The sequence below is a fragment of the Lactobacillus kitasatonis DSM 16761 = JCM 1039 genome (assembly GCF_000615285.1).
Taxonomy (GTDB): Bacteria; Bacillota; Bacilli; order Lactobacillales; family Lactobacillaceae; genus Lactobacillus; species Lactobacillus kitasatonis.
In genome coordinates, this window is the sequence record NZ_BALU01000011.1 from 12,484 (window position 1) to 26,254 (window position 13,771).

The following is a 13,771-nucleotide window of genomic DNA, read 5'->3' on the forward strand; positions in this document are numbered from 1 at the left end:
TTATGAAAACAATCGTTGTTTTAGGTGCAGGGTATGCAGGTTTGAAAACTGTTATTGCTTTACAAAAGAAATTGCACAAAGAAGTAAAAATTATCTTAGTTGATCAAAATCCATACCACTACGAAACCATGCGACTCTATGAGGTTGCTTCAGGCAGTTATCCATATACGAGAATGTCTTATCAGTTAAGTGATGTGCTTGACAAAGATATGACTGAATTAATTGTCGATCGAGTAGAAAAGATCAACATCAAAGAAAAGAACGTTGAATTAAAGAATCATGCACCGCTTAGCTATGACTATTTGGTAGTTGGCTTAGGCTGGGTCTTAAACGATATGGGCATTCAAGGTGCTAAAGAAAATGCTTTGCCAATGAGCAATGTTAAGGAAGCACAAGCAATTCGTGATCATATTTATGCAGAAATGAAAGCATATCGTGAGGATAAAGATAAAAAGCATTTGTCAATTGTGATTTGTGGTGCTGGCTTTCAGGCAATCGAATTAGCAGGTGCCTTAGCCGAAGCACGTCCACGCTTTGCCAAGATGGCCGGGGCAGATGCTAAGGACATTACGATCAAGATGCTGGATGGTTCACCAGTTCTTTTGCCAATGTTCCAAGGTAAGCTCTTAGATTATGCACTTGGTTTAGTTAAGAAAAATGGTATTGAAATTATTAATCCAGCCTTTGTGCAAGGAGTTTCAGATCATTCCGTTTCATATAAAATGAAAGATTCTGATGAAATCAAGGAAATCCCAGCAGGTACTAGAATTTGGATGATGGGCTTCAGCGGCAGTCCCGTGATTGAGGCATCAGGCTTTAAGAATCGTCGTGGCAGAGTAATGGTCAGCGATCATTTAACTGCTCCTGAAAGTGATGATATTTACCTTCTTGGGGATGTTTCCAGCGTTATGGTCCCTGGTAAAAAGTGGCCATGGCCAAATACAGCTCAAATGGCTCTTTCAATGGCAAACTATGCTGCTAAGGATATTAGAAGCCGCATAAACGGCCAAGCAAGACCTTCAAAGTACGTTTACCATGATTTAGGTGTAGTTGTAGCAGTGGGTGAAACTAAGGCTGCAGGTAAGGCAATGGGCCACGGATACAAAGGATATATGGCTTCAGCTTTGAAGAAAATCATCATTGATAAGTCATTGATGGAAACTGGTGGTTTAAAGGAAACATTATCAGTTGGTCGTTTTGACTTGTATCATTAAAAGAAAAACGAATGCAAAAAAATAAGCATCAGTTGATGCTTATTTTTTATCGCTTATTTTCGTTTGTGCTCCATCATTTTTGGCTCAATGTAGAAGTGGTATAAGAATGAATAACCAAGTAAGAAAAAGGTGATTCCTTCGATCCAACCACCAAACACATCTGATGGGTAGTGAACGTGAACGAAGATTCTAGTGTAGCCAATCAAGATTGGGAATAGTGCCCAAATGATGATCAATAATGTTTTCCAGAACTTGCTTTTCACTAGTAAAATAGTCAAAATAATTAAAACTCCAAACAGTGCTGCACTACCAACTGAGTGACCAGATGGAAAACTGTAGCCATCCGCATAAACCAGGTGGTGGACAAGTGGACGATGCCGTTGAACGGCATGTTTGATAATCCAGTTGTAACCGTTAGCGCAGATCATTACTCCCACCGTGAAAAACGCGTAGGCGTATTGCTTAAAGACGATTAAAATGATGAATAAAATAATCGTTTCAATCGTGATTACGTTGGTGTTACCTAAATTGGTAAAAGTTTTGGCAAAAGCAACGTTAGCCGGATTTGTGTTGCAAACCATACTAATTACTGCGTTGTCAAAACTATGGATAAATTGTGAGCTCGATGAAACTAAAATCGCCCACGCAGCATAGATGACCACAAAAATAGCACCTGGGATTAAGGTGTCTCTTGGTGGATTTTTTGTATTAATCAAAAAGTGCACCCCTCTTGTAATTTTTAGCATTTGTGGTAAATTATAATCATTATCTATAAGAAAATAAAGGTCAGGAAGTATTAGTAAGAATATTTTTTCAGAGAGAGGCTGGTTGCTGCGAAGCCTTAGAATAGAATTACGAACTCGTCCTGGTATAAGAACCTATCGTTGCCATCCGCGTTAAGGAGCAAATTAAGTGTCACATTATGTGAAACTTAGGTGGTACCGCGATTATTTCGTCCTATGATTTAGTTCATAGGGCTTTTTATTTTGCAAAGGAGTAAATGATTTGTATAACCACAAAGTAGTTGAAAAGAAATGGCAAGATTATTGGGCAAAGCACGATACTTTTAAGACAGGTACTGATCCCAATAAGAAGAATTATTATGCATTGGATATGTTCCCATTCCCATCTGGTAAGGGACTTCACGTAGGTCACCCAGAAGGATACACTGCAACTGATATTGTTTCTAGAATGAAGCGTGCACAAGGCTACAACGTGCTTCACCCAATGGGTTGGGATGCATTTGGTTTGCCAACTGAACAATACGCTTTAAAGACTGGTGAAGATCCAGAAGTTGTTACTAAGAACAACATTGCTAACTTCAAGCGTCAATTGAACAAGTTAGGTTTCTCGTATGACTGGGACCGTGAAGTTACCACTTCAGACCCTAACTACTACAAGTGGACTCAATGGGTCTTTGAACAAATGTATAAGAAGGGCCTCGCCTATGAAGCCGAAGTTCCAGTTAACTGGTCACCAGATTTAGGTACTGTTGTTGCAAACGAAGAAGTTATCGATGGTAAGACTGAACGTGGTGGTTACCCAGTTTACCGTAAGAACATGCGTCAATGGATGCTTAAGATGACTGCATATGCAGACCGTCTTTTGGAAGACCTTGATGGCTTGGACTGGCCAGAACCAGTTAAGGAAATGCAAAGAAACTGGATCGGCCGTTCAGTTGGTGCTCAAGTAACCTTCAAGATTAAGGGCAGCGACAAGACCTTCGATATCTTTACTACTCGTCCTGATACTTTATTCGGTTGTTCATACACTGTTCTTGCTCCAGAAAACAAGTTGGTACAAGAAATTACTACTGATGCACACAGAGACGAAGTTAATGCCTACATCAAGAAGATTGAATCAAAATCAGACCTTGAAAGAACTGACTTGAACAAGAACAAGACTGGTGTCTTTACTGGTGCTTACGCAATTAACCCAGTAAACGGCAAGGAAGTTCCAATCTGGATTTCAGACTATGTTTTAGCAAGCTACGGTACAGGTGCCGTAATGGCAGTTCCTGCCCACGATGATCGTGACTACGCTTTTGCTACCAAGTTTGGTTTGCCAATTAATCCAGTACTTGAAGGCGGCGACATTACTAAGGCGGCCTTCACTGAAGATGGTCCACACATTAACTCAGAATTCTTAAACGGCTTAAACATTGAAGACGCTAAGAAGAAGATGGTTGACTGGCTTGAAGACCACAACTGTGGTGAAAAGAAGGTTAACTACAAGCTTCGTGACTGGGACTTCTCTCGTCAACGTTACTGGGGTGAACCAATTCCAGTTATTCACTGGGAAGATGGTGAAACTACTCTTGTTCCTGAAGACCAATTGCCACTTCGTTTGCCACATGCAACTGACATTAAGCCATCAGGTACTCCAGAAAGTCCATTGGCTAACTTGACTGACTGGGTAAATGTAGTTGATAAAAACGGTAGAAAAGGTAAGCGTGAAACTAACACTATGCCTAACTGGGCAGGTTCAAGCTGGTACTACCTTCGTTATGTTGATCCACACAATGATAAAGAATTAGCTGACTATGACTTACTTAAGCAATGGCTTCCAGTTGATCTTTACATTGGTGGTGCAGAACACGCCGTTCGTCACCTTCTTTATGCAAGATTCTGGCACAAGGTTCTTTACGACTTGGGTGTTGTTCCAACCAAGGAACCATTCCAACGCTTGTACAACCAAGGTTTGATTTTGAAGAATCACGAAAAGATGTCTAAGTCAAAGGGTAACGTTGTTAACCCAGATGACGTGATCGATGAATACGGTGCAGACTCACTTAGAATGTACGAAATGTTCATGGGACCTCTTGATGCATCAATCGATTGGGACGACAATGGTCCAGCTTCAACTAAGAAGTTCTTAGACCGTGTATGGCGTTTATTCGTTAACGACCTCGACCTTAAGGCAATTTCTCAAGAAAGAATCGTTGATAAAAACGATGGCGAACTTGATAAAGTTTATGCAGAAACTGTTAAGAAGGTAACCGAAGACTTTGACGCACTTCACTTCAACACTGCTATTTCTCAAATGATGGTCTTCATCAATGCTGCACAAAAGGCTAAGACTATTCCACGGGAATACGCAGAAGGCTTTGTTAAGCTTTTAGCACCAGTTGCTCCACACATGATGGAAGAAATTTGGCAAGTATTTGGTCATGATGAATCAATTACTTACGCTAAGTGGCCAACTTACGATCAAGCCAAGTTAGTTGAATCAACTGTTGAAATCATGGTTCAAGTCAACGGTAAGCTTCGTGGTAAATTCCAAGCAGCTAAGGATGCTAATAGAGACGACGTTCAAAAGCAAGCTATGGCACTTCCACACGTTCAAAAATTCTTAGAAGGCAAAGACGTCAAGAAAGTTATTGTCGTACCAAATAAGATCGTTAACATCGTAGCTAAATAAGTTAAGTTTTTCCTAAAAGAACAATAAGTTTTATACTTATTGCTTAAATTGCGTGATAATTAATTAGTTAATACTTCTTATTAGGAAAAATTCATGGAAGAAGAAAATAACTTAAATAGCAAAGATACACAAAATACGTTTCTAAAAGGCTCCGCATGGATGACCTTTGGTTCGATTGCTTCAAGAATTCTAGGTGCGCTATATATCATTCCATGGTATGCATGGATGGGTGCATATGGGAATATTGCTAATGCGTTGACGGCGCGAAGTTATAATATCTATACCATTTTTATTCTAATTTCGACTGCTGGAATTCCCGGTGCAATTGCCAAGCAGGTAGCCAAGTACAATGCGCTAAACGAATATGGTATTGGACGTAAGCTATTTCATAGAGGATTAGTCCTAATGGCAATCCTGGGTGTCGTATCGGCCGCGATTATGTATTTTGTCTCGCCGCTTTTGGCGTCAAATGGGAGTCAAAGCGATCCGAGACAGGTTGCGGTTATGCGTAGCTTGTCTTATGCCATTTTGATTATTCCGATTTTGAGTATTACGCGTGGATATTTCCAGGGTTACGCGGATATGATGCCGAGTGCCATGTCGCAATTTGTGGAGCAGTTTGCGCGTGTGGTATGGATGCTGTTAACTGCCTTTGTAATTATGCAAGTGCAGCATGGTTCATATGTCCACGCAGTTATTCAATCTAATTTAGCTGCCGCAGTTGGTGCCGCATTTGGTATCGGCTTGCTTGTCTGGTTCTTATTTTCAAGAAAAAAGCAGTTAGATAGCTTAGTTGCTCATTCCAATAATCGTCTGCGAGTTTCAACCAAACAATTATTTGTGGAAATTATTGAACAGGCTATTCCATTTATCATTATTGATTCAGGAATTACCTTGTTCTCATTGGTTGACCAATATACTTTCCACCCAATGATTGCTGGTTTGGTTCACGCTAGCTCAGATACAATTGAAGACTGGTACGCACTGTTTGGTTTGAATGCTAACAAGTTAATTATGATTATCGTTTCTTTGGCTAGTGCGATGGCGGTAACTGCAATTCCGCTTTTATCAGCAGCACATACAAGGGGCGACTTCAGAAGCATCTCTAGACAAATTGCTAACACGATGGATTTGTTCTTGTTCGTTATGATTCCAGCCGCATTTGGGATGGCAGCTATTAGTAGACCAATTTATACTGTCTTTTATGGCCCAGATCCACTTGGCAGTAATGTGCTTTACTTATCCGCATTTACTGCAATTAGCTTGGGATTGTTTACAGTATTAATGGCAATTTTGCAAGGTTTATCAGAAAATGGCCTGGCTATTAAATATTTAGTCTTAGGTTTAATTCTAAAAGGGATCTTGCAGTTCCCAATGATCTTTTTATTCAAGATCTATGGACCGCTGGTTGCTACTAACCTTGGTTTATTGGTAATTGTACTTTTATCACTTAAACACTTAGAGGTGCAATACAATTTCAACTTGAATAGAACTAGCCGCAGATTAATCGGGATTACCGCATTTTCAATCGGAATGTTCTTGATTGTTAAATTAGTGGAAATGAGTTTAGGCAAATTCTTGAATCCAGATCATAGAATTACGGCTCTGATTCTAGTGATTTTATCAGTCGGTGTCGGTATTGTCTTTTATAGCTTTGCTGCATTGAAGACTGATTTGGCCCAAAAGATTATGGGTAGTCGAATCGAAAATATTTTGGTTAAGTTTCACATCCATGGTTAAAAATTGAATAAAAAATACGTCATCTTCTACATTTGAATAGAAGATGACGTATTTTTGTTTCTTAGTTTTTATTTCTTCTTAATCATGTTTAAAAAGTTGCGCCATTTGCTGCCTTTAATTTGATAATTTTGTGTAGACTGAGTTACTTCAACGCATCCTAAATATTTTCCATTGTCGTCATGAAGACTATAGAAGGAAATATTTACTGGTTGATCATTCTTGGTGATATTGATTGAAATAGAATTTCTTTTGCCATCGTGCATTTGTTTTAAGACAGCTTTAACTCTGCCTTGAGAATGTCCAGGGTGGACTTCAAAGACAGTTTTACCAATATCTTTTTCAGTCCGTGGAAAAAGTCGATCCTGATTCATTGATGACCATACTACAATATCGTTAGCATCTAAGACATCAAATTCTTGTGGAATAGTTTTAAAAATAGCATTTAATTCAGTAAGTGATAGGTGACCACCATCTAATTTAATTTGTTGATCCATATTTTTCTTCTTTTCTAATTAATTATTATTTACCTATAGTTTTATCACTTAAATAAGAAAACCTTCAAAATTCATGCTCGAATCTTGAAGGTTTTTATTAGAAAAGCAGAATATTTTCAAAAATTAGTCAGGAGTAATTGCAGTTAAAATAAAGACTCCAATTAGTTCAAGTGCTAAAAAAGTAATTCCAATAGTGGCTGTCATAATAAGCCATCTCCTTATCTGAAGAATAAACATCATAATGTTTATTCCAATTCATATTATCCTTTACACCATTTACTTTAACATAGAATTCATTATAATAAAAGCGCTTTCATAAAAAGATGAGAAAAAAGACGATTTAATTTAAATCGTCTTTAGTGCCCCTGCCAAGGATCTTTATTATAACATTTACTATAAGTAAAAGTTATAACTGACTAGTAATTATAAATATTTATCAAATCCCTCTTTTGAAAATAGAATATTAATTGAAATAAATGATAATCAATCAATAAAGAAAAGAAGGATAATAATATGGCTAAGAATGAAGAAGAAGTAAAGAATACTCCATTTGGTTTTGGTACATCAAACGATGCATACGCAAAGTATTTCACCGGTAAAAGTTACTTAAACCCACTTGCAACCAAAGCTAACTGCAACATTGCAAATGTTAACTTTGAACCAGGCTATATTAACAAGTGGCATGAACACACAGTTCCACAAATCTTAGTTTGTGTTGCTGGTGAAGGCTGGGTACAAGAAGAGGGTAAGCCAGCTCACAAGATGACCCCAGGTGACGTTTACGTTGTTTCACCAAACACTAGACACTGGCATGGTGCAGCTAAGGATTCATGGTTCTCACACCTTTCAATCATGGCTGATACTGACAAGGCTAAGACTACTTGGTATGAAGATATAGACCCAGAATACTACAACAACTTGAAATAATAATACCTATAAATAAAAAATCAGAGTGGAAAAATTATACAGCCTATATTTTTGAGAATTGTGGAAAAGTATCTGTAAAATAAGCAAATGAAACAAAAATGCAGGCAAATATTTTTGCAGCTATCCGCTTACATCTCTGAAAAATAAAGATTCTTAAAAATCTCACTTGTGAAACAGCGTCAAAAACGTTGACATATCAACGTTTTTAATAAAAATAAGTAGTAAATCCACACATATTATTAATTGCTTTATCTATATGTGGTTACTAAAAAAGGCGGTCCTAAGACCGTCTTTTTTAGTTCTCGCTGTTTTGATTATCGTCAGATTTCTTATCTTCGTCATCGTGATCACTATCAGCATTATCGTCAGATTTGGTAAAGTTACCGTTCATTGTATTAGGGCGACCGGTTTGATAATCGGTTTCATGTCTTTCCGTTTTTGGAGCAACTTCATTAGGCTCAGGCATTACCATCGCAGCAATAATGTAGAGTGCAGTACCAGGAAAGAAGCCAGTGAAGATGATCAAAGCAGCACCAATAATTCTTACCCAAGCTGGATCCAAGTTGAAGTAATCGGCAATACCGCCAAAAACACCAGCTAAAATTTTATTTTGTGATTTTGTTAATCTCTTTTGCATAGTAATAGCCTCGTTTCTAATAACGCTATTTTATATATGTAATTATACCGCAGAAGTTGTTAGAGAAGCATGTCTGGAGATTACATGAATAAAAAAGTCTAGCATCCCTGCTAGACTCCATCCTATGCCCGCTAAAGGATTCGAACCTTCACTCAGTCACCTGAACAGCGACCTGAACGCTGCGCGTCTGCCAATTCCGCCAAGCGGGCATTTTTCTCATGTACATGAATAATCATACCAAATATTTGGTAAAATGTAAGCATAAATATACTTTATTGTTTAAAAGGATGGAATTTCATGTTTTTTAGTAAAAAGATAAAACGAACTTTTATTAGTTTTGTTGCTGCAATTTCGTTGATTTCATGTGGGGCGGCTTTCACAACGCCAGTACATGCCGACGCTACTAGCAGCTACCAAGCTGATCAACTTAATTTGAACGTTAAGTCTGCTATTGCTATCGATAGCGATTCCGGTCAAATTTTATACGCCAAAAATGCAGATAAAACCTTACCAATTGCTTCAATGACCAAATTGGTCACTGTTTATTTAACTTTACAAGCAATTAAGAATAAGAAGTTATCATGGGACCAAAAAGTAAAGCCAACCGCTCCAATCGTAAAGGTGGCTAACAACACTGAATATTCAAATGTACACTTAAAATGGGACATTCTTACACTATCAGACAACTTTACCAAGCAACGTTAATTGAATCAGCTAACGGTGCCGCAATGCTTTTGGGTCAAACCATTGCCGGCTCACAAAAAGCTTTCATTAATCAAATGCGTGCGCAAGTTAAAAAGTGGGGCATTGAAGATGCCAAAATCTACACCGCTTGTGGTTTACCTAATGGTAATTTAGGCAAGGATGCTTACCCTGGCGTTAACAAGAACGATGAAAACACTATGTCAGCCAAAGACATGGCAATTATCGGACAAAACTTGATCAAAGATTTCCCAGAAGTTTTGGACACAACTAAGATTGCCCACTTAAACTTTAAGGATGGCAATAAAGTTACTAAGATGGCTAACTTCAACTGGATGCTTAAGGGTCTTTCTCAATATGACGAAGCATACCCAGTTGATGGTTTAAAGACTGGTACCACTAATGCTGCAGGTGCTTGCTTTATCGGTACAGTTGAACACAGCGGTGCACGTTTGATCACTGTAGTTATGGGTGCACGTCACCAAGACGGTACCGATCCATCACGTTTTATCCAACTAAGAAGTTGATGAGCTTTATTTTCAACAAGTATCGTCCAATTACGATGACTGCTGGCAGTCAAATGAATGGTGCTAAGTCAATTAAGGTTACTGACGGTGACAACGCAACTACTAACTTGGGCTTGAAGAACAGAACTACTATTTGGGATCCAGCAGATGGCAAGACTTTAGTAGCTAGCTTAGATAAAAAGACTGTTGAAGCACCAATTACCAAAGATCAAACAATCGGCAATTACCAATTCAAGTCTGGCAATGAAAAGATTGTTTCTTTGTCAAACCCTAACGGCATGAATGTTAAGGCTAAGGCTTTATCAGCTAACGGCAAAGTGAACTTCTTTGTAAGAATTTGGCGTTGGCTTTTCGGAGGCAGATAAAATGACTGAAATTACTGAAGCGATATTAAAAAAGGTTATTACGAAGAGATCAAGTGATACACATAAGAGTGATTATGGTCGAATCCTTTTAATTGGCGGTAGTGAAAACTATGGTGGCGCCATTATTATGTCGACTTCAGGAGCGGTAAATAGTGGTGCAGGCCTCACTGCTGTCGCAACTCACCCGGTTAATTTAACTGCACTCCATGCACGTTTGCCTGAAGCGATGTTTATTGATTGGCGGGATGCCAAGCTAGCTAATTTGATCAAAAATATGGACGTTGTTATTTGTGGTCCGGGCCTTGGTATGTCAGACTTAGCTAAGCAAATCATGGTTATTTTGAGAAGATGTACTTCAGAAAAGCAAACTGTCGTCTTAGATGCAAGTGCACTTGATTTAATTAGCGAAGATAAATCGCTTTTACCAACGAATGCAGGCCATTTAATTCTTACGCCGCACCAAATGGAATGGCAAAGATTGAGTCAAATTAGAATTCCATTTCAAACAGATAGTGCCAATATTGATGCTTTGAACCAACTAATTCCAGATAGTAATGCGATGTTGGTTTTAAAATCAAATCATACCCATATCTATGATGGCAAAGGTCAAGTTTTCGTTAACCCTTTGGGCAATCCAGGTATGGCAACTGGCGGCATGGGCGACACGCTTGCCGGTATTATCGGCGGCTTTGTAGCTCAATTTGGTCCAAGCGTCGACACTGTTTTGGCAGCTGTTTACATTCATTCTCTAGCTGGCGATTTAATTAATAAGGATAACTACGTTGTTAAACCAACTGAGGTTTCTAAAGTATTGCCTAAATTAATGAAAAAGTATTCAGAATTATCGTAAACATGTTAAAATTTTAATATAGTAAAATAGCATCCCGATTCAGGGATGTTTTTTTAGCGTAACGCTTTAATATGCGCGAAGCATTAATTATAATAGTTAAGATTATTTTTAAAAAAGAAGATCAACACGTTTATGAAGAAAAACATTATTATTGGAGTGGCCAGTATCGTATTGGCTTTTGGAGCAATTATCGGTTTAGCTAAAGGTTGCGCACCAAAGTCTGATATCTCTCAAGAAGCAGCTACCACTCAAAGTAAGACGACTAAACCAAAGAAAAAAGCTAAGAAAAAGGCTAAACAAAATACAGAAATTTTTCGTCCATATAAAGATCCTAAGGATTTAAGAAAAGAAGGCACTTGGAAAAAGAAAAGTGAAATCAAAAAATATCCTAAGATTAAGCCAAATGAACAAGATTTAACCTTGCGAGTATCTTTAAAAGGTAACCGGACTTATTTGCTGAGAAAAGGCAAAGTTCTTTACACAATGTTATCTACGGGAGGGATTTACAAAAAGGGAAAATCCCTTACGCCAACTGGAACTTACAAGATTCAAAACGGTCGCGGCGATAGTTTCTTCAATTATAATTTAGGAGAAGGGGCTAACAACTGGACAAGCTGGAGTCCTGATAATGTTTACTTATTCCACTCTGTACCTACTAAAGGTGATGGCAGCTACAATTTAAAGGAAACTGCTAAATTAGGTAGAACGCAAGGCTCTCACGGCTGTATTCGTTTAAGTGTTCCTGACTCTAAGTGGATTATGGATAATATTCCTAATGGTACTAAAGTGGTCATCAAGAATCATTAAAAAATTAGACAGATATGCAAATGGTCATATCTGCTTTTTTCGTTAAAATTTGTGGCACGCCTTTATCATTCCTGTTATAATCATCTTTGCTAGTAGGTTAAAAGTAGTAGTTATTTTTCTGTTTTAGCGAGTCCAAGTTGGTGGAAGTTGGATATCAGAGAATAATGAAGGCGTGTTTAACTGATTAAAATAATGATTTAAATAAGCGGATACTTTGTATCAATTTGAGTGGTACCGCGGGTTAGTAACTCGTCTCTTTCTAGATAATAGAAAGAGGCTTTTTTATTTGAAAAGAGGAAGAAAATGGACTTTAAAAACGAAGTAGTTGATTTAGTTTCAAGCCAAGTTGATTTGCCTAAAGAAAAAATTGCTGCATTAATTGAACGTCCAAAGAATGCTAAGATGGGTGACTACGCTTTCCCAGCATTTATTTTGGCTAAGACTATGCACAAGAATCCTGCAATTATCGCTAAAGATATTGCCGAAAACTTAAGTAGTGATGACTTTGCTAGCATCCAAGCTGTTGGTCCTTACGTTAACTTTGCTATCGACCATGAAAAATTAGTTTCATCAACTTTAAAGGATGTTTTAGCTGAAAAGGAACACTACGGTGATCAAAAGTTGGGCGAAGGTAATGTTCCAATCGATATGTCTTCTCCTAACATTGCTAAGCCAATGTCAATGGGTCATCTTCGTTCTACTGTAATTGGTAACTCAATTGCCAAGACTATGGAAAAGGTTGGTTACACTCCAATTAAGATTAACTACCTTGGTGACTACGGTACCCAATTTGGTAAATTAATCGCTGCTTACAAGCATTGGGGTAACGAAGAAGACGTTAAGAAAGACCCAATTATGAGTCTTTTCCACTACTACGTAAGATTCCACAAAGAAGCTGAAACTAATCCTGAACTTGACGATGAAGGTCGTGAATGGTTCAAGAAACTTGAAGACGGTGATCCAGAAGCTGTTAGATTATGGAAATGGTTCCGTGAAGTTTCACTTAAAGACTTCAAGCGTATTTACAAGGAATTAGGCGTAACTTTTGATTCATACAATGGTGAAGCATTCTTTAACGATAAGATGCAACCAGTTATTGATGAATTAAAGGAAAAGGGTCTTTTGCACGAATCACAAGGTGCTCAAGTTGTTGATATGGGACCTGATGAAAACCCAGCAATTATCGTTAAGTCAGACGGTACTTCAATTTACTTGACTCGTGACTTGGCTGCCGCTGAATGGAGAATGAAGGAATACAACTTCGTTAAGATGCTCTATGTTGTTGGTAACGAACAAGCACAACACTTTGTTGAACTTAAGACTGTACTTAAGAAGATGGGTTACGATTGGGCTGACGAAATTCACCACGTTCCATTTGGTTTAATTACTCAAGGTGGTAAGAAACTTTCAACTAGAAAGGGTAACGTTGTCTTCCTTGATCAAGTATTGAAGGATGCTGTTTCTCTTGCTAAGAAGCAAATTCAAGAAAAGAACCCAGATTTAGCTGATCAAGATCAAGTAGCTCATGATGTAGGTGTAGGTGCCGTTGTCTTCCACGACTTGAAGAACGACCGTCTCGACAACTTCGACTTTAACTTGGAAGAAGTAGTTCGTTTCGAAGGTGACACTGGTCCTTATGTTCAATACACTAATGCTCGTGCACAAAGTGTATTGCGTAAAGCTGCAGCAATGGGTGAAAAGCCAAGCGACAGTGATTTAGCACTTGATGATGATTGGGCATTTGCAGTTGCTAAGGATTTAGCAGACTTCCCAAGAATCGTTGCTAGAGCTAGTGAAAAATTTGAACCATCAGTAATTGCTAAATTTGCTCTTGATTTAGCTAAGAAATTTAACAAGTACTACGCAAACGTGAAGATTTTAGCTAAGGACGATAAAATTGGTGCTCGTCTTGCCTTAGTTCAAGCTACATCAATCGTTTTGACCGAGTCACTCAGACTTTTAGGCGTAAATGCTCCTAAGGAAATGTAAGCAAAATTATGAAAATTTAAAAAATAGCGCTTACATTTTGTGAAAAATTGTTCATAATCGAATTAATAAGGTACAATAAGCATGTAAGATATTTAGGAG

10 protein-coding genes, 1 tRNA gene, 1 pseudogene and 1 other annotated feature are annotated in these 13,771 nt (G+C 38.1%); of the genes and pseudogenes, 8 read left to right on the forward strand and 4 right to left on the reverse strand.

The window, feature by feature from the left end; genetic code table 11:
- The first annotated feature begins 2 nt into the window (after window positions 1–2).
- Window positions 3–1,214 (forward strand): NAD(P)/FAD-dependent oxidoreductase, encoded by a 1,212-nt coding sequence (locus JCM1039_RS07580; RefSeq protein WP_025015295.1) that lies wholly within the window; start codon window positions 3–5, stop codon window positions 1,212–1,214.
- Window positions 1,215–1,267: 53 nt separating this feature from the next.
- On the opposite strand, the gene JCM1039_RS07585 is transcribed toward JCM1039_RS07580, so the two are convergent.
- Window positions 1,268–1,930 (reverse strand): phosphatase PAP2 family protein, encoded by a 663-nt coding sequence (locus tag JCM1039_RS07585; protein ID WP_025015296.1) that lies wholly within the window; start codon window positions 1,928–1,930, stop codon window positions 1,268–1,270.
- Between the two features lie 63 nt (window positions 1,931–1,993).
- Window positions 1,994–2,177, forward strand: a binding site (T-box leader).
- 42 nt (window positions 2,178–2,219) lie between these two features.
- On the opposite strand from JCM1039_RS07585, the gene leuS reads away from it, so the two are divergent.
- Together leuS and JCM1039_RS07595 are read left to right on the forward strand one after the other, a co-directional pair.
- Window positions 2,220–4,634 (forward strand): leucine--tRNA ligase, encoded by a 2,415-nt coding sequence (leuS, locus tag JCM1039_RS07590; RefSeq protein WP_025015297.1) that lies wholly within the window; start codon window positions 2,220–2,222, stop codon window positions 4,632–4,634.
- A 93-nt stretch (window positions 4,635–4,727) separates the two neighbouring features.
- Window positions 4,728–6,374 carry a putative polysaccharide biosynthesis protein gene (locus JCM1039_RS07595; RefSeq protein WP_025015298.1) on the forward strand — a complete coding sequence of 549 codons (1,647 nt, stop codon included), beginning with the start codon at window positions 4,728–4,730 and terminating at the stop codon, window positions 6,372–6,374.
- A 68-nt stretch (window positions 6,375–6,442) separates the two neighbouring features.
- On the opposite strand, the gene JCM1039_RS07600 is transcribed toward JCM1039_RS07595, so the two are convergent.
- The gene (locus tag JCM1039_RS07600) at window positions 6,443–6,868 is read right to left on the reverse strand and encodes a PAS domain-containing protein (protein WP_025015299.1); all 426 of its coding nucleotides are present in this window, start codon (window positions 6,866–6,868) and stop codon (window positions 6,443–6,445) included.
- A gap of 513 nt (window positions 6,869–7,381) precedes the next feature.
- On the opposite strand from JCM1039_RS07600, the gene JCM1039_RS07610 reads away from it, so the two are divergent.
- Window positions 7,382–7,795, forward strand: a complete 414-nt coding sequence (locus JCM1039_RS07610; protein ID WP_025015300.1) for a cupin domain-containing protein — start codon at window positions 7,382–7,384, stop codon at window positions 7,793–7,795.
- 295 nt (window positions 7,796–8,090) lie between these two features.
- On the opposite strand, the gene JCM1039_RS07615 is transcribed toward JCM1039_RS07610, so the two are convergent.
- Window positions 8,091–8,432: a PspC domain-containing protein gene (locus JCM1039_RS07615; RefSeq protein WP_025015301.1), complete on the reverse strand. Its 342-nt coding sequence runs from the start codon at window positions 8,430–8,432 to the stop codon at window positions 8,091–8,093.
- A gap of 125 nt (window positions 8,433–8,557) precedes the next feature.
- Window positions 8,558–8,641, reverse strand: a tRNA-Leu gene (locus tag JCM1039_RS07620).
- Window positions 8,642–8,729: 88 nt separating this feature from the next.
- On the opposite strand from JCM1039_RS07620, the pseudogene JCM1039_RS11185 reads away from it, so the two are divergent.
- The 4 genes and pseudogenes from JCM1039_RS11185 to argS all read left to right on the forward strand — a co-directional run bounded on the left by JCM1039_RS11185 (window position 8,730) and on the right by argS (window position 13,672).
- Window positions 8,730–10,026: pseudogene (locus tag JCM1039_RS11185) on the forward strand (serine hydrolase).
- 1 nt (window position 10,027) lies between these two features.
- Window positions 10,028–10,876 (forward strand): NAD(P)H-hydrate dehydratase, encoded by an 849-nt coding sequence (locus JCM1039_RS07630; protein WP_025015302.1) that lies wholly within the window; start codon window positions 10,028–10,030, stop codon window positions 10,874–10,876.
- Window positions 10,877–11,008: 132 nt separating this feature from the next.
- The gene (locus JCM1039_RS07635) at window positions 11,009–11,683 is read left to right on the forward strand and encodes a L,D-transpeptidase (protein WP_025015303.1); all 675 of its coding nucleotides are present in this window, start codon (window positions 11,009–11,011) and stop codon (window positions 11,681–11,683) included.
- Window positions 11,684–11,986: 303 nt separating this feature from the next.
- The gene (gene argS / locus JCM1039_RS07640; RefSeq protein ID WP_025015304.1) at window positions 11,987–13,672 is read left to right on the forward strand and encodes an arginine--tRNA ligase; all 1,686 of its coding nucleotides are present in this window, start codon (window positions 11,987–11,989) and stop codon (window positions 13,670–13,672) included.
- Window positions 13,673–13,771 lie beyond the last annotated feature (99 nt).

What these genes read in the sequence shown, in the direction of transcription:
- JCM1039_RS07580 (WP_025015295.1), top strand. Translation starts at nt 3, where the DNA reads ATGAAAACAATCGTTGTTTTAGGTGCAGGGTATGCAGGTTTGAAAACT.
- JCM1039_RS07595 (WP_025015298.1), top strand. Translation starts at nt 4,728, where the DNA reads ATGGAAGAAGAAAATAACTTAAATAGCAAAGATACACAAAATACGTTT.
- JCM1039_RS07600 (WP_025015299.1), bottom strand. Translation starts at nt 6,868, where the DNA reads ATGGATCAACAAATTAAATTAGATGGTGGTCACCTATCACTTACTGAA.
- JCM1039_RS07610 (WP_025015300.1), top strand. Translation starts at nt 7,382, where the DNA reads ATGGCTAAGAATGAAGAAGAAGTAAAGAATACTCCATTTGGTTTTGGT.
- JCM1039_RS07615 (WP_025015301.1), bottom strand. Translation starts at nt 8,432, where the DNA reads ATGCAAAAGAGATTAACAAAATCACAAAATAAAATTTTAGCTGGTGTT.
- JCM1039_RS07630 (WP_025015302.1), top strand. Translation starts at nt 10,028, where the DNA reads ATGACTGAAATTACTGAAGCGATATTAAAAAAGGTTATTACGAAGAGA.
- JCM1039_RS07635 (WP_025015303.1), top strand. Translation starts at nt 11,009, where the DNA reads ATGAAGAAAAACATTATTATTGGAGTGGCCAGTATCGTATTGGCTTTT.
- argS (WP_025015304.1), top strand. Translation starts at nt 11,987, where the DNA reads ATGGACTTTAAAAACGAAGTAGTTGATTTAGTTTCAAGCCAAGTTGAT.